This is a genomic window from Streptomyces sp. BPTC-684, from assembly GCF_030028635.1.
In the GTDB taxonomy this organism is placed as follows: Bacteria; Actinomycetota; Actinomycetes; order Streptomycetales; family Streptomycetaceae; genus Streptomyces; species Streptomyces noboritoensis.
Genome location: NZ_CP124863.1, coordinates 3,364,800 through 3,383,129, shown reverse-complemented (window position 1 = coordinate 3,383,129; position 18,330 = coordinate 3,364,800). Strand labels below are relative to the sequence as shown.

Genomic DNA, 18,330 nt, shown 5'->3' with positions numbered 1-18,330 from the left:
ATCGCGGAGAGGCGCGCGGCCATGAGCAGCCGCGGGCGGCGCGCCTGTCACGCTACCCCCTTCCCGGCCCGCGGCCCACCTGCCGGTCCGAATCCCCGTCGGTACGTCATGGTCGTACGGGGTTGGGGCACTATGACTGGGTGGCTACCGCAAGGTCCACCGACAAGGCCAGTCCCCTCCGCAGGGCGGGGCGGACGGTCGGCCGAGCGCTGCACCTGCCCTTCACGGGAACCGCCCGTTCCATCAGAAGGGCGACCCACGCGCACGGCGCCGGTGAGTCGGGCCTGGGCAAACTCATCGAGCTGCACGCGGTGAACGGCGCGGGCGACGTGATGATCACCGTGGCCCTGGCGTCCACCGTCTTCTTCTCCGTCCCGACCGATCAGGCCCGCGGCCGGGTCGCGCTGTACCTGGCGATCACGATGGCCCCGTTCACCCTCCTGGCCCCCGTGATCGGCCCGCTGCTCGACCGGATGCCGCACGGCCGGCGCGCCGCGATGGCGGGCGCGATGCTGGCGCGGGCGCTGCTGGCGCTGACCATGTCCGGCGCGGTCGCCACCGGCGGCCTGGAGCTGTATCCGGCGGCCCTGGGCGTCCTGGTGGCGTCGAAGGCGTACGGAGTGGTGCGCAGCGCGGTCGTGCCACGGCTGCTGCCACCACGGTTCTCGCTGGTCAAAGCCAATTCGAGAGTCACGCTCGCCGGGCTGCTCGCGACGGCCGCGGCGGCCCCGATCGGTGCGGGGCTCCAGCACATCGGGCCCCAGTGGCCGCTCTACGGGGCGTTCTGCGTCTTCGTGGCGGGCACGTTCCTGGCGTTCACGCTGGACCACAAGGTGGACTCCGCCAAGGGCGAGCGGAAGGCCCAGCTGGTCGAGCACGGCGCGCGCAGACCGGGGCTGCGCACGGTCGGCGCGTCCGTGCAGAACGGGCTGATCGCCAACGCGGCCCTGCGCTCCCTCTCCGGCTTCCTGATCTTCTTCCTGGCGTTCCTGCTGCGCGTGCACCCGCTGGCCGGGCAGAGCGCCGCCGTCTCGCTCGGCGTGGTCGGCGTCTCGGCGGGCGTCGGCAACGCGCTGGGCACGGCGGCGGGCTCGCTGCTGCGCTCCCGGGGCCCGGAGATCATCATCGTGATGGCGCTGACGGCCGCGCTCGGCGCTGCGGTGTGCGCGGCGGCGTTCTTCAGCGGGGTGCTGATGGCGGTGCTCGGGGCGACCGCCGGGTTCACCCAGGCGCTGGCGAAGCTGTCCCTGGACGCGATGCTCCAGCGCGACGTGCCCGAGGAGGTGCGGACCTCCGCGTTCGCCCGCTCGGAGACCGTGCTCCAGATGTCGTGGGTGTTCGGCGGTGCCATAGGGATCGTGCTGCCGCTCAACGGCGTGGTCGGGATGTCGGTCGCGGCGGGGCTGCTCGCGGTCGGCGCGGCCACGTCCGTACGAGGGCTGCTGAGCTCCGCGCGGCGCGGCACGCCACACCCGCGCGTGGCGTGATCTCGGGGGACCGATAGCCTTCGGCTCATGACCGTTGCGTTCACCTCTGGTAAGGCCCGTCGGGCCGGCATCGCCCTGGGCGCTGTCTCCGTCGGCCTCCTCGTCCTCTCCGCCTGCGACAAGCCGACGCCCCTCGCGACCGTGACGGTCGGGACGAGCTCGGTGAACGCCGAGGCCTCCTGCCGCAACGACGGCAAGGTGCTGACCGACGAAAAGCTCACGACCTGCCTCAGCGCCGTGGAGACGTCGAAGACCATCAGCTACTCGCCGGGCTCGACCCTGCGTCTCGGCGTGGACCCGGACGTCGTGGAGCACGGCGACAAGTGGGTCGCCGTGCTCGACGGCAACCCGATCACCGAGCCGTCCAACAAGACGTACCGCTCGTTCCCGAACGCGGACGTCTTCGCGACGGGCGGGCAGGGCGCCGCGCCCAAGACCAAGAAGATCAACATCATTCAGGTCAACGACAAGAACAAGCCCAAGTCGGTGTGGAGCTTTACGCTCAAGCGCGACGACAGCTGAGACGACGGCTGACATGCGCGTCCTCGTCGTGACCGCCGTCCCGGCCGAACGGGACGCGGTCACGAGGGCGTGCCCGGACGGCGTCGACGTCCTGGTCGGCGGGGTCGGCCCCGCCGCGGCCGCCGCCGCCACTGCCACCGCGCTCGCCCGCATCCCGTACGACCTCGTCGTCTCCGCCGGGATCGGGGGCGGGTTCGCACCCGTCGCGCCCGTCGGCTCTCTCGTGGTCGCCTCCCGGATCGTCGCCGCCGACCTCGGGGCCGACACGCCCGACGGCTATCTGGATGTCGAGGCGCTCGGGTTCGGGCGCTCCGCGCACCTGCCGCCGCGGCGGCTCGGGCGGGCGATCGCGGACGCCACCGGGGCCGCGTACGGGCCGGTCCTCACCGTCTCCACCGTCACCGGCACCGCCGCCCGCGCCGCCGAGCTCGCCGCCCGCCACCCCGGGGCCGCCGCCGAGGCGATGGAGGGGTTCGGGGTCGCGGAGGCCGCGGCGCAGCGGGGGGTGCCCGCGCTGGAGATCCGGGCGGTCTCCAACGCCGTGGGGCCGCGCGACCGTTCCGCCTGGCGGATCGGGGACGCGCTCGGCGCACTCACCGACGCTTTCGGGAAGCTCCCGCCCGTACTGGAGAGTTGGAACGGTCATGACTGAGCCGCTGCGCATCGCCTACTCGCCCTGCCCCAACGACACGTTCGTCTTCGACGCCTGGGCGCACGGCCGCGTCCCCGGCGCGCCGGACATCGACGTCACCTTCGCGGACATCGACATCACCAACGGCATCGCCGAACGGGGTCCGGGCGAGAGCGACTTCGACGTGCTGAAGGTGTCGTACGCCGTACTGCCGTGGGTCCTCGACGAGTACGCGCTGCTGCCCTGCGGCGGCGCGCTGGGTCGCGGCTGCGGGCCCCTCGTCCTCACTCTCCCCCAAGCTCTTAATGAGCAGGGGGGACCCCCATCCCGGCTCGACCTGACCGGCAAGACGGTCGCCGTGCCGAGCGAGCGCTCGACGGCGTATCTGCTCTTCCGGCTGTGGGCCGCCGACGTGGTGCCCGGCGGGGTCGGCAAGGTCGTCGTGATGCCGTTCCACGAGATCATGCCCGCCGTGCGCGACGGCAAGGTCGACGCCGGACTCGTCATCCACGAGGCCCGGTTCACCTATCAGGAGTACGGGCTGCACTCGCTCGCCGACATGGGCGAGCACTGGGAGTCCACGACCGGGCTGCCCATCCCGCTGGGCGCGATCATCGCCCGCCGCTCGCTGGGCGCCGCGCGGCTGCGCGAGCTGGCCGAGGTCATCCGCACGTCCGTCCGCATGGCCTGGGACGATCCGGAGGCCTCCCGGCCGTACGTACGGGAGCACGCCCAGGAGATGGACCCGGCGGTGGCCGACCAGCACATCGGGCTCTACGTCAATGAGTTCACGCACGACCTGGGCGAGGACGGCTACGCGGCGGTGCGCGGGCTGCTGACGCGGGCCGCGGCCGAGGGTCTGGTGCCTCCGCTCGGCCGCGACGCGCTCAGCTTCGTGGATTAGACGTGGATTAGACGTCGAGCTGGTCCGCCACCGCCCGCAGCAGTCCGGCGATCTTCTTGCCCGCCGCCTTGTCGGGGTAGCGGCCGCGCTCCAGCATCGGCGTGATGTTCTCGAGCAGCGTCGTCAGGTCCTGGACGATGGAGGCCAGTTCGTCGGGCTTGCGGCGCTGGGCCGCGGCGACCGAGGGGGCCGGGTCGAGGACGGTCACCGAGAGAGCCTGGTCACCGCGCTGGCCCGCGACCACGCCGAACTCGACGCGCTGGCCGGGCTTGAGCGTCTCCACCCCGGAGGGGAGCACGGACGAGTGGACGAAGACGTCACCGCCGTCGTCGCGGGAGAGAAAGCCGAAGCCCTTCTCGCTGTTGAACCATTTGACCTTGCCGGTAGGCACGTCTGTCCTCGTCCTCGTACTCGTCGTCGGGTGCTCGGGATCGCCGCGAAAACGGCTCTGGATAGCACTGCAGCGGGTCGCCTTCGGACCCGCCGACACCAAGGCTAATGGTCCAGAGGCTGCTGACAAGACGTCCCGGCGGGTCCTTACGGGCAGGGAACTACCCTGACCGAGTGAGTAACGAAACCCAAGCGAATTCGGCCAGGGACGAGTCGAACACCGGGGACCGGCTGGTTCGCGCCGGTGTCATCGTCTTCTTCGTCGGCGCGCTCGCCACGCTGGTCACGGTGGCGCCGCTGTTCCTGCACACGACGCCGTTCCCGCCGGTCGCGTACGCGGTGTGCATGCTGATGGGCGTCGGCTTCCTGATCGCCGGGGCGGGCGTGGTGACGTCGGTGCGGACGCAGCGCCGAGCGGAGAGCGCGACGGGTTAGTCCGTCGTCTCCGTGTACGCCTTCCACCACGGGCGGAACTCCGTGAGGTCGGCGAGGACCACGTCCGCGCCCGCCGCGCGCAGCTCGTCCGCGCCGATGGGGCCGGTCGGTACGGCGACGGAGAGCGCGCCCGCGGTGTGGGCGCCGCGTACGTCGCCGGTGTGGTCGCCGACGTACACCGAGGCGCCGTGCGCGCGCAGCGCCTCGGCCTTGGCCTCCGCCCACAGCCCGCCGATCAGCTCGTCGGGCTCCAGGCCGAGGTGGGTGAGGTGCAGGGCGGCCTGCGGCCGGTTCTTGGCGGTGACCACGATGGCGCGGCCGCCGAGCTCCTGGACGGCGCGGATCGCGTCGGCGGCGCCGGGGAGGGCGGGGGTGGGTTCGATGGCGTACGTGGGGTACAGCTCGCGGTAGCGCCCGGCCATCTCCGGGATGCGGTCCTCGGGGAACCAGTGGCTCAGCTCCCACTCCAGCGGGGGCCCGAGCCTGCTGACGGCTGCGTCGGCGTCTATGTGGGTGCCGGTGTCCGCGGCCAGTCGCCGGTAGCAGGCGTGGATGCCGGGGCGGGAGTCGATGAGGGTCATGTCGAGATCGAACCCGACGGTACGCGAGGCCATGCCCCCATTGTGGGGTGAGTCCCCCACCCCGCCCCTTCCCTAAAGCCCCGGGCGGGCGGCCGGGGATTCGTCTGCGGGCCGGTGGGGGTTGCTCGCGCAGTTCCCCGCGCCCCTTAAATGCCGCTGCGCGGCAATCCCCGGGGGCGGCCCGAAGGGGCGCTTTTAGGGGCGCGGGGAACTGCGCGAGCAACCCAGCACGGTCCGCAGACGAAGCGAGGGGGTCCGGGGGCGAAGCCCCCGGCAGCCCGCCCCGACCCACCACCCGGCCGCCCGCCCAGGGCTTTCGGGAAGGGGCGGGGTGGGGAAGACTCACCGGTGGCGCTGCGAGCGCCACGCCAAGAACGCCGCCGACGACAGCGCAGCGCCCCGCACCACCCACGGCCACACCCCCGCCACCGCATCCCCCATCGCCCCCTCGGCGATCGGCGCACCCCACCGCTCGTTCTGGCGCCCCCACAGCCACACCAGCCCCCCGACCACCGCCAGGGACGGCAGTCCCAACACCGCCCACTTCGTCTCCGCAGGAGTCAGGCGGCGCGACACGTACGCCAGGAGCCAGCCCCCGCCCAGCGCGAGCCAGTTGCCCAGAACCGCGCCCACCACCAGCAGCGCGGCCGCCAGAAGCAGGAGGGGATTCGTCAGGGAGCGCCGGGAGGCCGTGGCGCCGGGAAGCAGGGCCCGCCAGTTCGGACCCCGGGGCGGCGGGGGATCATCCTCGGTCTCCGAAGCCTCCGAGGGCTCCGCGTCCGAAGGCTCCGCGCGCTCCACCGCTTCCTCCGGCGGCCGCAGTATCTCCGGAATCTCCACCCCGCCCACGAACCCCGCCACCGACTCCCCCGGCATCCCGCCCATCGGCCCCGGCTCGATCCGCCACCAGTCCGGCTCACCGTCCGACGGGCCGAGTTCGTCCATCCCCGCCAGGTGCGGCGGGGACGCGGCCGTCTGCGACGGGGGCGGCGGCGGGGGCGACGACGCGCGCGGGCGCGGGAACTGGACGCGGCGGCCCCGGCCCCCGTCCCGCTGCCCCGGCACCCCACGGACCGCCGTCTCCACCTCCGCCGGCGCCTCGTACGCCCCGCCCGTCGCGACCGACTCCACCACCTCGTCCGGCGTACCGAGCCGCCCCAGGATCCGGCGCACCGCGGCCGGGGAGTCGCTGCCGAACTTCGCCCGTCTGCGGTCGATCTCGTCGCGCAGCGAGGACACCAGCCGCATCCGCGCCGCCGAGGGCAGCTGCCGCTGCTGGGCCAGGTCGCCGACCCGGCTCAGATAGTCGTAGACCAGCTGGTCGCTCTCGATCCCCACACCGTTCCCCTCCGTGCCCCGCCGGGGCCCGCCGCCGCCTCCCTGCCCTGACGGTAGCGCGCAGCGGCTACCGTGGGGCGGATGGGGACCGGCGAGCGCGACCAGGAGGCGCACGTGTCCGAAGGAACGACCGGAGCGGGCGAAGCGGGCGGAACAAGCGGGGCGGCCGCCGCCGAGCACCGTGGCACCCCCACGCCCTCTCCCCGCACCCTCGCCGAAGCCCTCCGCGCCCGCCCCGACGCCTCTCTCGCCGCGCTGCTGCGCGCCCGGCCCGATCTGCTCACTCCCGTACCGAACGACCTGACCCAACTGGCCACCCGGGCCGGGACGCGGGCCTCCGTCGTACGGGCGCTTGAGCGGCTCGACCGGTTCGCGCTCCAGACCGCGCAGGCCCTGGCCGTGGCGCCGGACCCGGCGCCGTATCCCGTACTGCTCGCGCTGCTGGCGGGGGACGAAGGCGACACGGCGGTCGAAAGTGCGCTGCCGAAGGCCCTCGCGGGGCTGCGGGAGCAGGCGCTCGTGTGGGGGTCCGACGAGCGGTTGCGGCTCGTGCGCACCGCCCGCGAGCTGCTCGCACCCTCCGCCACGCACCCCTCCCCCACCGGTCTCGGCCCGACCGTCGCCGAGGCCACGGCCGGGATGTCGCCGGGGCGGGTGCAGGAGATCCTGCGGGCCGCCGGGCTGCCCGCCACCCATGACCCCGTCTCCGCCGTCGCCGCGCTGACCTCGCTGTTCACCGACCGGGCGCGGATGTCGGCGCTCCTGGACACCGCCCCGCCGGAAGCGCTCGCGGTGCTCGACCGGCTGGTGTGGGGGCCGCCGTACGGAGAGGTGTCGGCGGATCCGGCGCCGCCGGTGCGCTGGCTGCGCGACCACGGCCTGCTGCTGCCGACCTCCGCGCGCACGGTCGTCCTGCCGCGCGAGGTCGCCCTGCATCTACGCGCCGGGCGCGCGCACCGGGCGCCCGAGCCGGTGGCGCCCGCCGTCGCGCCGGCGAAGGAGTACCGGCCGCAGGTGGTGGACTCGGCGGCGGCCGGTCAGGCGCTGACCGCGCTGACCATGGTCGAGGACCTGCTGGCCGAGTGGAACGAGGGCGGGCCCGCCGTGCTGCGCGCGGGCGGTCTGAGCGTGCGCGACCTGAAGCGGACGGCCGCTGCCCTGGACACCACCGAGCAGGCCGCCGCCTTCTGGCTCGAACTGGCCTACGCGGCCGGGCTGTTGGCGTCGGACGGCGAGGCGGACGAGCGGTACGCGCCGACGCCCGCGTACGACGGCTGGCTGGACCTGCCGCCCGCCGAGCGCTGGTCGCGGCTCGCCGCCGCGTGGCTCACCGCGACCCGTACGCCCGGCCTGGTCGGCGGTCAGGACGCCCGCGCCCGCACCCTGGCGGCCCTCGGCCCCGATCTGGACCGCTCCCCGGCCCCGGAGGTGCGCCACCGCGTACTCGCCCTGCTCGCGCGGCTGCCCGAAGGGACCGCGCCCGACCCCGAGACGCTGCTCGCCCGGCTGCACTGGGAGCACCCGACCCGCACCGGCCCCGAGGACCTGCGGCCCCGGCTGGCCCAATGGACGCTGACGGAGGCCGAGTTGCTCGGCGTGACCGGCCGGGGCGCGCTGGCCGCGCACGGCCGGGAGCTGCTCGCCACGGGCGGCGACGCCCCCTCCCGTACAGGCGTCACCCCACTCCTCGGCCTCGCGGCCGCCGCCGCGCTCGCGCCGCACCTGCCCGAGCCCGTCGACCACGTACTGCTCCAGGCCGACCTGACCGCCGTCGCGCCCGGCCCGCTGCGGCGGCCGCTCGCCGCGACGCTGAACGTGCTCGCGGACATCGAGTCGAAGGGCGGCGCGACCGTCTACCGGTTCACGCCCGCCTCCGTGCGCCGCGCCCTCGACGCCGGGCAGACGGCCGCCGACCTGCACGCGTTCCTGGCCGCGCACAGCGCCACGCCCGTGCCGCAGCCGCTGAGCTACCTCATCGACGACGTGGCCCGCCGCCACGGGCACCTCAGGGTCGGCGCCGCCTCGGCGTACGTGCGCTGCGACGACGACGCGCTCCTGGACGAGATCGTCGCGGACAAGCGGTCGGCCGGGCTGCGGCTGCGCCGGCTCGCCCCGACGGTCCTCGCCGCCCAGGCCGACCCCGCCGCCCTCCTCGAAGGCCTGCGCGCGATGGGCTACGCCCCGGCCGCCGAGTCCGCCGAGGGCGATGTGGTGATCACCCGCGCCGACACCCGCCGCACCCCGCCCCGTACCGCCCCCGCACCCGTGCCGGAGGGCCCGCCGCTGCCCGACGAGACGCTGCTCGGCGCGGCGGTCCGGGCGATCCGCGCGGGCGACGAGGCCGCCACGGTCGTCCGCAAGGAGCAGCCGCACACCGCCCCCGCCGAGCCGGGCGGGCTGCCGCGCACCACCGCCGCCGAGACCCTGGCCACCGTGCAGGCCGCCGTGATGACCGGCTCGGCGCTGTGGATCGGCTACGTCAACGCGGACGGCGCCGCCAGCCAGCGGGTGATCGCACCGGTGCGGGTGGAGGGCGGTTTCGTGACGGCGTACGACCACACGGCCGACGAGGTCCGCACGTACCCCCTGCACCGGATCACGGGCGTCGCGGAGCTGGCGGACGACCCGGCCTGAGCGGACGGTCCCCCGGCCACGCCCGGCTGAGGCACACTGGAGGTTTGGCACCTGCGGAGGGATGTAGGTACGTGAACGGGCCACTGATCGTCCAGTCGGACAAGACCCTGCTCCTGGAAGTCGACCACGAGCAGGCCGACGCCTGCCGCCGGGCCATCGCGCCGTTCGCGGAGCTGGAGCGGGCGCCGGAGCACATCCACACCTACCGGCTGACCCCGCTCGGGCTGTGGAACGCGCGCGCGGCCGGGCACGACGCCGAGCAGGTGGTGGACGCGCTCGTCGAGTTCTCGCGCTACCCCGTGCCGCACGCCCTGCTCGTCGACGTCGCGGAGACGATGGCGCGCTACGGGCGGCTGACGCTGAGCAAGCACCCCGTCCACGGGCTTGTGCTGACCACCACCGACCGGCCGGTCCTGGAGGAGATCCTCCGGTCGAAGAAGGTCGTTCCGCTGGTCGGCGCCCGGATCGACGCGGACACCGTCGCCGTGCACCCCTCCGAGCGCGGCCAGATCAAGCAGACCCTGCTGAAGCTCGGCTGGCCCGCCGAGGACCTCGCGGGGTACGTGGACGGCGAGGCGCACCCCATCGAGCTCGCGGAGGACGGCTGGGCGCTGCGGCCGTACCAGAAGCAGGCCGTCGAGGGGTTCTGGCACGGCGGCTCCGGCGTGGTCGTGCTGCCCTGCGGCGCCGGGAAGACGCTGGTCGGGGCCGGTGCCATGGCGCAGGCCAAGGCCACCACCCTCATCCTCGTCACCAACACCGTCTCGGCCCGGCAGTGGAAGCACGAGCTGGTCAAGCGCACCTCGCTGACCGAGGACGAGATCGGCGAGTACAGCGGTACCCGGAAGGAGATCCGCCCGGTCACCATCGCCACGTACCAGGTGCTGACGACCCGCCGTAAGGGCGTCTATCCGCACCTGGAGCTCTTCGACTCCCGTGACTGGGGACTGATCGTCTACGACGAGGTGCACCTGCTGCCCGCGCCCGTCTTCAAGTTCACCGCCGATCTGCAGGCGCGGCGCCGCCTCGGGCTCACCGCCACTCTCGTACGGGAGGACGGGCGCGAGTCGGACGTCTTCTCGCTCATCGGGCCGAAGCGGTTCGACGCGCCGTGGAAGGAGATCGAGGCGCAGGGCTACATCGCGCCCGCCGACTGCGTGGAGGTCCGGGTCAATCTGACCGACTCCGAGCGGCTCGCGTACGCGACGGCCGAGACCGAGGAGAAGTACCGGTTCTGCGCGACCACCGCGACCAAGCGGAAGGTCACCGAGGCGCTGGTGCGGAAGTTCGCGGGCCAGCAGATCCTCGTCATCGGGCAGTACATCGACCAGCTCGACGAGCTGGGCGAGCATCTGAACGCGCCGGTGATCAAGGGCGAGACGCCCAACTCCCAGCGCGAGAAGCTCTTCGAGTCCTTCCGGCAGGGCGAGATCTCCGTGCTCGTCGTCTCCAAGGTCGCGAACTTCTCGATCGACCTGCCGGAGGCGACGGTCGCCATCCAGGTGTCCGGCACGTTCGGCTCGCGGCAGGAGGAGGCCCAGCGCCTGGGCCGCGTGCTGCGCCCGAAGGCGGACGGCCACCAGGCGCACTTCTACTCGGTGGTCGCCCGCGACACCCTCGACCAGGACTTCGCGGCCCACCGCCAGCGGTTCCTGGCGGAGCAGGGGTACGCGTACCGGATCGTCGACGCGGACGATCTGCTCACGGGGGATTTGGGCTGAGGTCCGTTTTTGCCTGCGGGTCGTGGTGGGCTGGTCGCGCAGTTCCCCGCGCCCCTAGTGGGCGCCCCGAAGGGGCGCATCTAAGGGGCGCGGGGAACTGCGCGACCAGCCCCCACCGGTCCGCAGACGAACGGCGACCTGGGCTGACACCGCGAGCCCCAGCAGCGGGTACGGCGATGCCAACGGCTGCTGCCACCAATGGAGTTGAAGGTCCAGGTCCCCCTCGTGCGGCACCAGCCACAGCGTGCGCGCGGCGAAGACGGTCGCGACGGCGACGGCGGTACGGACCCGGCCCTCGGCCACCAACACCGCGATCAGCGGCACGCACCACACCCAGTGGTGCGACCAGCTGATCGGCGAGACGAGCAGCGCCGTGAGGGCGATGACCAGGACGCCCCAGCGGTCGTCCGCGCGGCGGGCCGTCCACAGACCCGCCCCCGCCACGGCGGCCGCCACCGCCACCCACACCCCGCCCGGCGCGGGCGTGTGCAGCAGCCGGGCCACCAGGCCCTGCAACGACTGGTTGTCGACGATCCACGCCTTGCCGACCCGGTCGGTCTCGAAGAGCCGCCGGGTCCAGAAGTCCGCGCTGGCGCCGGGCAGGACGAGCGCGCCGAGCAGGACGGTCCCGGCGAACGCGACGGCGCCCGTACCCGCCTCGCGCCGCCGCCCCTTGAGCAGCGCGTACAGCAGGAACAGCGCGGGGGTGAGCTTGATACCGGCGGCGATGCCGACCCCGAAGCCCTTGCCGAGGGAGCCCGGTGGCCGGGTGAGGTCCCACAGGACCAGGCAGGTCAGCGCGAGGTTGATCTGGCCGAACAGCAGCGTCTGGAACACCGGTTCAAGCCAGAGCCCGGCGGCGGTCGCGGCGAGCAGGGCGGCGGGGCGGGGCGCGATCCGGGCGAAACGGCAGGACAGCCGCACCAGAAGGGCGAGCAGCAGCGCGTTGCCGACGGCGAAGGCGGCCTTGAGCACCGGCACGGGGAGCCAGGCGGTCGGCACGAAGAGGATCGCGGCGAACGGGGGGTACGTGGCGGGCAGGTGCCACCGGGTGACGGTGAAGCCGTACAGATCACTGCCGTGCGCGACGGCCGCGCCCTCCGCCCGGTAGACCAGGGCGTCCGCCATGGGGATGCGGAGTGCGGCGCAGAGCGCTGCCAGCGCGGCGAGGGAGAGGGCGAGCAGGACGGCGCCTGTCGCGGGTGTAGCGAAGGGTGAACGGTCGGTCACGGTCCGGTACTTCACGGCCGTGACCCTAGAGGGTCACACGATCGGGAGGGGGCAGGCTCGGCGGCCCCAGGCCATCACGACTGCGGGGCGGACTCAGTGGCGGCGGCGCACGCCCGCCTCTTCCGAGTACTCCCCGAGGACGACCACGCTCAGCGCGGCGCCCGCGAAGGCCTTGCAGGCGCGCAGGGCGTTGCCGACGCGATGCGGGGAGTGGTGGGCGCCGGTGGCGGTGGCGCCCCGGGGGGCGGGGACGGTGGGCGCGGGGGTGAAGGTCACGGTGCTCATGTATCCATGGTGCTCCCGGGCCCCTGCCGTTTCATCGCTCTGCGGTCTGAACCCGCAGCGCCCCCGTGTCCACCTTTGGTCCCACGCCATCCCCTACGGGTAGGACCCCGGTCCCTAAGGGGCGGCCAGGGTTGCCGGGGGCCGCCGGGAAAAATCGTTCGACCGCCCAAGAACCCCTGACTACAATCGTCCTCCCCCAAGCTCTTAAGGAGCAGGGGGCACCCCCATCCCGCCTCCCTCCGAGGAGCGCCGCCGCCCGGACGGAAACCGGCCGGCCGCCGAAGCCGCAAGGCGATCCGCAGCCCTTACTTGCCGCCCGATCCGCCGACCGGAGGAAACCCGTGTCCCCGCACGACCCCGAAGATCCCCTCAGCCGCGAGCGCGCCCACCTCTCCGAGTCGCGTGCGGCCCTGCGCGCGATGCGCGAGGACGTGGAGAACCTCGACATCAAGGACGTCACCGCGAACTGGGTCAACGCGGCCGTCCTGCAGCGCCAGATCGACGACCGCATCAAGGCCCTCGCGGACCTCTCGCACACCCCGCTCTTCTTCGGCCGCCTCGACTATCTGCACGCGCCGGGCGCCGAGTTGGCCGAGGGCGCGGAGGGCGAGCGGTTCTACATCGGGCGCCGCCACGTGCACGACGCCGAGGGCGACCCGATGGTGATCGACTGGCGTGCGCCGGTCTCGCAGCCGTTCTACCGCGCCTCCAAGAAGGACCCGCAGGACATCGGTCTGCGCCGCCGCTTCGGCTACACGGGCGGCGACCTCACCGCGTACGAGGACGAGCACCTCACCGACCCCGCCGAGGCGGCCACCACCAGCAAGCTGCTCCAGGCGGAGATCGAGCGCCCGCGCGTCGGCCCGATGCGCGACATCGTGGCGACGATCCAGCCGGAGCAGGACGAGATCGTACGGTCCGGGCTCAGCGGATCCGTCTGCGTACAGGGCGGCCCCGGCACCGGAAAGACCGCCGTCGGCCTGCACCGGGTCGCGTACCTCCTCTACGCGCACCGCGAGCGCCTGGCCCGCACCGGCACGCTGGTCATCGGGCCGAACGCGTCCTTCCTCCACTACATCGAGCAAGTGCTGCCCGCACTGGGCGAGTTGGAGGTCAAGCAGGCGACCGTCGACGACCTGGTGGCGCACGTCGAGGTGAAGGGCGCCGACGACGCGCCCGCCGCGATCGTCAAGGGCGACGCCCGGATGGCCGAGGTGCTGCGCCGAGCGGTCCGCTCGCACGTCACGCTGCCCACCGAGCCGCTGGTGGTGGTGCGCGGCTCGCGCCGCTGGCGGGTCCCGGCGTACGAACTGGAGGAGATCGTCCGCGAGTTGCAGGAGCGCGACATCCGCTACGGCGCCGCCCACGACGCCCTGCCGCAGCGCATCGCGCACACCGTGCTCGTACGGATGGAGCAGGCGGGCGAGGCGCCCGACGACCGGGTGCAGGACGCGGTGGCCCGCAACGCGGCGGTGAAGGCGGCGGTCAAGGCGATCTGGCCGCCGGTCGACCCGGCGAAGCTGGTGCTGCGCCTGCTGTCCGACCCCGACTTCCTGGCCGAGCACGCGGAGGGCGTGCTCACCGCCGACGAGCAGAAGACGATCCTCTGGGCCAAGCCCGCGCGGAGCGTGAAGAGCGCCAAGTGGTCGGCGGCGGACGCGGTCCTGATCGACGAGGCGAACGACCTGGTGGCCCGCACCCACTCGCTCGGCCACGTGGTGGTCGACGAGGCGCAGGACCTCTCCCCCATGCAGTACCGGGCGGTCGGCCGCCGCTGCTCGACCGGCTCGGCGACGGTCCTCGGCGACCTGGCGCAGGGCACCACGCCCTGGGCGACGGCGAGTTGGGACGAGGCGCTGCGCCACCTGGGCAAGGCGGACGCGGTGGTGGAGGAGCTGACGGCGGGCTTCCGCGTGCCGCGCGAGGTGATCGCGTACGCGTCCCGCCTGCTCCCCTCCATCTCCCCCGGCCTGGCCCCGGTGGAGTCGGTCCGTGAGACACCGGGCTCGCTGGACGTACGGTCCTCCACGGACCTGGACGCGGACGTGATCGCCGCCTGCCGCGAGTCGCTTGAGCACGAGGGCTCGATCGGCCTGATCGCGGCGGACGCGCGGATCCCGGTGCTCGCGGAGGCGCTGACGGCGGCGGGCCTGGTGTTCCTGGCCCCGGGCGAGGAGACGACGGCGGAGTCCCGCCTCACCCTCGTCCCCGCGTCCCTCGCGAAGGGCCTGGAGTACGACTACGTGGTCCTGGACGAGCCGGCGGCGGTGGTGGACGGCGAGCCGGACGAACGCACGGGCCTGCGCCGCCTGTACGTGGCGCTGACGCGGGCGGTGTCGGGGTTGACGGTGCTCCACGCGGCGTCATTGCCTGACCAACTGGCCTGAGCCACGTGCCCCTAGGGGGCGCGGGGTTTGTCTGCGGGTGGGTGGGGGCTGGTCGCGCAGTTCCCCGCGCCCCTTTTCGGCCCGGTCTTCGTCTGCGGGTGGTGTGTGGTTGCTCGCGCAGTTCCCCGCGCCCCTGGATGCGCCCCTTCGGGGCGCCCAGGGGATTGCCGCGCAGCGGCACTTAAGGGGCGCGGGGAACTGCGCGACCAGCCCCCACCGGTCCGCAGCCGCCCGACCACCCCCTACAAAGCCGCGATCAGCGCATCCAACAGCCCGGGGAACCGCGCATCCAGGTCATCCCGACGCAGCCGCACATAACGGCCGCGCCCGACGACCCGGGTAGACGTGACCCCGGCCTCGCGCATGATGCGCATATGGTGCGACACCGTCGACTTGTGAAGGTGGTCGAGCCCCAGCGCCCCCGGCGCACAGCTGTACTGCTCCCCGTCCGCGTACACCTTGAGCAGCCTCAGCCGTACGGGATCGCCGAGCGCGTGCAGCACCTTGACCAGCTCGACCTCACTCACATCGGGCTGCGGCAGCCACTCCTCGAACGGTTCGTCACCCATGCCCCCACCCTCCCTCCCACCAGAATCGTTTGACAAACATCAAACCACTCCGTAATCGTTTGACGCACATCAAACGATACGGGGGAACTGATGCGCCTACGCCTGCTCCTGCTCGCTCTCGGCACCTTCGCCGTCGGTACGGACGGGATGGTGATCGCCGGAATCCTGCCGCTCGTCTCGGACGACCTGGACGTGTCCGTGTCGGCGGCGGGCCAGATGATCACGGTCTTCGCCCTCGCGTACGCGGTGCTCGCACCGGTCCTGGCCACGGCGACGGCGAAGTGGCCGAGGCTGCACACGCTGTTGACGGCCCTGACGGTCTTCACCGTGGCCAACGCGCTCTCGGCCCTGGCCCCGAACTTCGGCCTGCTGCTCGCCACCCGCGTCCTGGCGGCGGTCGGCGCGGCCCTCTACACGCCCACCGCCAACGCCGTGGCCACCGCACTCGTACCGCCGGAGCGGCGCGGCCGGGCGATCGCCACGGTGATGGGCGGCCTCACGGTCGCCACGGCGCTCGGGGTCCCGCTGGGCACCTGGATCGGCCGGACGGACTGGCGCCTCACGATGTGGCTGGTCACGGCGCTGGGCGCGGCCGCGTTCGCCGGGGTCGGCCTGATGCTCCGGGGCCTCCCGGCCCCGCAGCCGTCCCCGGGCCTGCGGGCGCGCCTAGCGCCCCTGACCAACGGCCGCGTACTGGGCGCGACGGCGACAACCTTCCTGGTCTTCCTGGCCTTCCAAACGGTCTTCATCTACTACACGGTGGCGGCGACCCCGGCGACACACGGCGACCAGTCGAAGCTGACCCTGCTCCTGCTCATCTCGGGCGTGTTCTCGGTGGCGGGCAGCTCGCTGGGTGGCCGGGTGGTGGACCGCTGGGGTCCGAGGGTGGTGATCCTGACGGCGGGTACGGTCTCGGCGGCGGTGTCGCTGGCCCTGCCGTGGCTGATGCAGTCGATGACGACGGCCCTGATCGCATCGGCCCTGAACCCCCTCGCGGGCTGGGCGGTCGCGGTGGCGCTCCCCGCCCGCCTGGTGTCGCTCGACCCGCCGTCCGCACCCCTCCTCCTCTCCCTCAACAGCAGCGCGCTGTACCTGGGCGTGGCGGCGGCGGGCGGCACGGGCAGCGCGGCGATCGCGGTCCTCGGCGAGCGCTGGTTCCCGTTCACCTCAACGGTGCTGATGCTGCTGGCGGTTGCCCTGGCAGCGGTGACGACGCGGCGGGCGGCGGCGGTGACGACGCCCGGCGCGCGTAGCACTTTCGTATTGAGCGAGTCATGAATCGGCCACGGGCCCAGGCATATCGGTCAGCGCGGTAGCAACGCGTCGTGGGATTGCATTAGGAACTCTGTTCGTAGGGATCAGAGATCGCAAAGGCGATCCACAGCACGATGATTTACGGGGGAGTACGGACAATGAGCAGCAGTTCTGTCATGCGCCGAGGCGACCGGGTCAAGCTGGCGTCGGTCGGTCTGGTGGTCGTCGGTTCGCTGGCGCTGAGCGCGTGCAACGGGGACGACGGCACGGAGGACAAGCCGGTCGGCGGGGCGACGCCGACGTCGTCGGCGCCGTCCTCGGCACCGTCCACCAAGCCGTCGGACCCGGCCGGTGACGGTGGCGCGACCGGCGGTCAGGCCAAGGCGGGCCAGACGTTCAAGATCGGCGAGGCGGCCCAGTTCCCGTTCAAGTACGGGACGACGAAGAAGGGCGAGATCGCCCTCACCGTCGACGCGATCGAGAAGGGCGACCCCGCCGACCTCGCCCCGCTCAAGCTCGGCGACAAGGCCAGCGGAAAGGTCCCGTACTACATCCGCTACACGGTCAAGAACGTCGGCACGACGAACCTTGAGTACGCCTCCGTGTCCCACATGAAGGGCCACCTCGGCGACGGCACCGAGGCGCAGAGCCTCCTGATCGTCGGCGACTTCGCCAAGTGCCCGAGCGAGTCCCTGCCTCAGGGCTTCACCAACGGCAAGACCCAGAAGGGCTGCGCGGTCGCGCTGGCCCCGTCGGCCGCGACGAAGGTGGCGTCGGCGGAGTACTGGGGTGACCCGTTCACCATGGGCGGCAAGGGCGTCTACTGGAAGTAACCCAGAAAGCCTTCCCAGGCAGCGGGTGACACGGCGAACCGGGGACCCGTGGGGTTCTTCGAGTCGCGTACGTGGATGGTGGCCGGGCAACTGGCCACCTCTACGCAGTCGCCGGCACCACTACTGCTGTACGTCGACTTCCGCCAGTCGAGGGCGACTTCGACACAGTCGTCACCGGAGCTGCCGCTATGACTGCTCTTGAACCAGGCCAGTTCGGGGGTGCTCATAGTGCTCCTCGCAGTCGCTCCAGCAGGCCCGTTGAGTCCTCGGGAGTGAGGGCCTGCGAGCGCAGTTTCGCATACCGCATGTGGAGCGTGCTGACCACTTTGGAATCAGAGATGAACTGGCCGCTCTCCTGCCCCTCGCAGTAGCCGAACCACCTATTGGCGGGGGTTTCGAGCAGTCGAATGGGCCCATCCATACCGCAGTGAACCCCCCTGTCCAAGGGGAGGATTTGAAGCTCGACGTTTCGCGGCGAGGCACACTCCAGCACGTGATCAATCAGCTCCCGGGTCACCTCTGCACCACCAGTACGCCGCTGGAAGATGTGCTCTTCGACGATGAAACTGAACGCCGTGTTGGGCCGGTCCCGAAGGAGCTGCTGGCGTTCCTGGCGGGCCGCCACCTGGGCCTCCACCTGACCGTCGGCCAAGGGCGGCACCCGCTCCCCGAACAACGTCCGCGCGTACGCCTCCGTCTGCAACAACCCCGGCACGAGCCGCGACTCGTACGTATACAGGCTGATCGCTTCCTGTTCGAGGCGGGCCCAGCGGCGGAACCAGGTGGCCAGGCCGGGCTGGCGGTTGATGTGCTTCGCGGCCTTGCGGATCGCGCCGGTGTTGCCGAGGGCGGCTTCGGCCCGGTCGATGAAGGCCACGTCGGGCATGCGTCGGCCCAATTCAATGGAGGCGACGGTGTGTTTGGAGTAACCGACGAGTACGGCGAAGTCCTCACGGCTCAGGCCGTTGAACTCGCGCAGTGCCTGCACCACCGCCCCGAACGTGCGCAGGCTGTCCGATGCGTCGGGTTCGCCGTCGTGTCCCTCGTGGTCCCAGGCCATCCCCGGCCACCTCCCGGTGAGTGGATCTCCCCGCGTACAACTCACCCAGGGTTACGGGGTGTTGGGCGT

At 72.6% G+C, this 18,330-nt stretch carries 18 protein-coding genes; 10 read left to right on the top strand and 8 right to left on the bottom strand.

Translation table 11 applies throughout. The features are described from left to right. The first annotated feature begins 140 nt into the window (after window positions 1-140). Genes QIY60_RS15170 through QIY60_RS15155 form a run of 4 tightly spaced genes read left to right on the top strand, consistent with a single transcriptional unit; the run spans window position 141 to window position 3,544 of the window. Complete coding sequence (locus tag QIY60_RS15170) at window positions 141-1,487, top strand: MFS transporter (RefSeq protein ID WP_283142920.1); 1,347 nt, start codon at window positions 141-143, stop codon at window positions 1,485-1,487. A gap of 27 nt (window positions 1,488-1,514) precedes the next feature. Further along, the gene (locus QIY60_RS15165) at window positions 1,515-2,009 is read left to right on the top strand and encodes a DUF2771 domain-containing protein (protein WP_283142919.1); all 495 of its coding nucleotides are present in this window, start codon (window positions 1,515-1,517) and stop codon (window positions 2,007-2,009) included. Window positions 2,010-2,022: 13 nt separating this feature from the next. After that, the gene (locus QIY60_RS15160; protein WP_283142918.1) at window positions 2,023-2,661 is read left to right on the top strand and encodes a futalosine hydrolase; all 639 of its coding nucleotides are present in this window, start codon (window positions 2,023-2,025) and stop codon (window positions 2,659-2,661) included. Continuing rightward, a complete protein-coding gene (locus QIY60_RS15155) occupies window positions 2,654-3,544 on the top strand; it encodes a 1,4-dihydroxy-6-naphthoate synthase (protein WP_283142917.1) in 891 nt (296 codons plus the stop codon). The genes QIY60_RS15160 and QIY60_RS15155 overlap by 8 nt, the downstream gene beginning before the upstream one ends. Before the next feature lie 7 nt (window positions 3,545-3,551). Here the strand turns inward: QIY60_RS15155 and QIY60_RS15150 are convergent, their stop codons facing one another. Beyond that, window positions 3,552-3,935, bottom strand: coding sequence for a cold-shock protein (locus tag QIY60_RS15150; RefSeq protein WP_067162767.1), 384 nt, complete (start codon window positions 3,933-3,935; stop codon window positions 3,552-3,554). A 173-nt stretch (window positions 3,936-4,108) separates the two neighbouring features. Here QIY60_RS15150 and QIY60_RS15145 point away from each other — a divergent pair, with 173 nt between their 5' ends. Continuing rightward, complete coding sequence (locus tag QIY60_RS15145) at window positions 4,109-4,369, top strand: hypothetical protein (protein WP_283142916.1); 261 nt, start codon at window positions 4,109-4,111, stop codon at window positions 4,367-4,369. Here the strand turns inward: QIY60_RS15145 and QIY60_RS15140 are convergent. Continuing rightward, window positions 4,366-4,983 (bottom strand): HAD hydrolase-like protein, encoded by a 618-nt coding sequence (locus tag QIY60_RS15140; protein WP_283142915.1) that lies wholly within the window; start codon window positions 4,981-4,983, stop codon window positions 4,366-4,368. The genes QIY60_RS15145 and QIY60_RS15140 overlap by 4 nt on opposite strands. Window positions 4,984-5,292: 309 nt before the next feature. Beyond that, complete coding sequence (locus QIY60_RS15135) at window positions 5,293-6,288, bottom strand: hypothetical protein (protein WP_283142914.1); 996 nt, start codon at window positions 6,286-6,288, stop codon at window positions 5,293-5,295. 81 nt (window positions 6,289-6,369) lie between these two features. Between QIY60_RS15135 and QIY60_RS15130 the strand changes: the two genes are divergently transcribed. Beyond that, entirely contained in the window at window positions 6,370-8,922 is a 2,553-nt protein-coding gene (locus QIY60_RS15130) for a helicase C-terminal domain-containing protein (protein WP_283142913.1), read from the top strand. A 71-nt stretch (window positions 8,923-8,993) separates the two neighbouring features. Continuing rightward, window positions 8,994-10,643: a DNA repair helicase XPB gene (locus QIY60_RS15125; protein WP_283142912.1), complete on the top strand. Its 1,650-nt coding sequence runs from the start codon at window positions 8,994-8,996 to the stop codon at window positions 10,641-10,643. 54 nt (window positions 10,644-10,697) lie between these two features. Here QIY60_RS15125 and QIY60_RS15120 read toward each other — a convergent pair whose 3' ends face one another. Then, window positions 10,698-11,771, bottom strand: a complete 1,074-nt coding sequence (locus QIY60_RS15120; protein WP_283145936.1) for a glycosyltransferase 87 family protein — start codon at window positions 11,769-11,771, stop codon at window positions 10,698-10,700. 195 nt (window positions 11,772-11,966) lie between these two features. After that, a complete protein-coding gene (locus QIY60_RS15115) occupies window positions 11,967-12,158 on the bottom strand; it encodes a hypothetical protein (RefSeq protein WP_283142911.1) in 192 nt (63 codons plus the stop codon). 341 nt (window positions 12,159-12,499) lie between these two features. Between QIY60_RS15115 and QIY60_RS15110 the strand changes: the two genes are divergently transcribed. Beyond that, a complete protein-coding gene (locus tag QIY60_RS15110; protein ID WP_283142910.1) occupies window positions 12,500-14,545 on the top strand; it encodes an ATP-binding domain-containing protein in 2,046 nt (681 codons plus the stop codon). Window positions 14,546-14,787: 242 nt separating this feature from the next. On the opposite strand, the gene QIY60_RS15105 is transcribed toward QIY60_RS15110, so the two are convergent. Then, the gene (locus QIY60_RS15105) at window positions 14,788-15,114 is read right to left on the bottom strand and encodes a helix-turn-helix domain-containing protein (RefSeq protein WP_283142909.1); all 327 of its coding nucleotides are present in this window, start codon (window positions 15,112-15,114) and stop codon (window positions 14,788-14,790) included. 90 nt (window positions 15,115-15,204) lie between these two features. On the opposite strand from QIY60_RS15105, the gene QIY60_RS15100 reads away from it, so the two are divergent. Continuing rightward, window positions 15,205-16,392, top strand: coding sequence for an MFS transporter (locus QIY60_RS15100; protein WP_283142908.1), 1,188 nt, complete (start codon window positions 15,205-15,207; stop codon window positions 16,390-16,392). A 134-nt stretch (window positions 16,393-16,526) separates the two neighbouring features. Continuing rightward, window positions 16,527-17,201: a hypothetical protein gene (locus QIY60_RS15095; protein ID WP_283142907.1), complete on the top strand. Its 675-nt coding sequence runs from the start codon at window positions 16,527-16,529 to the stop codon at window positions 17,199-17,201. Here QIY60_RS15095 and QIY60_RS15090 read toward each other — a convergent pair. Both QIY60_RS15090 and QIY60_RS15085 read right to left on the bottom strand, forming a co-directional pair. Beyond that, a complete protein-coding gene (locus QIY60_RS15090; protein WP_283142906.1) occupies window positions 17,189-17,428 on the bottom strand; it encodes a DUF397 domain-containing protein in 240 nt (79 codons plus the stop codon). The genes QIY60_RS15095 and QIY60_RS15090 overlap by 13 nt on opposite strands. Next, a complete protein-coding gene (locus tag QIY60_RS15085; protein WP_283142905.1) occupies window positions 17,425-18,261 on the bottom strand; it encodes a helix-turn-helix transcriptional regulator in 837 nt (278 codons plus the stop codon). The genes QIY60_RS15090 and QIY60_RS15085 overlap by 4 nt, the downstream gene beginning before the upstream one ends. Window positions 18,262-18,330: the final 69 nt, after the last annotated feature.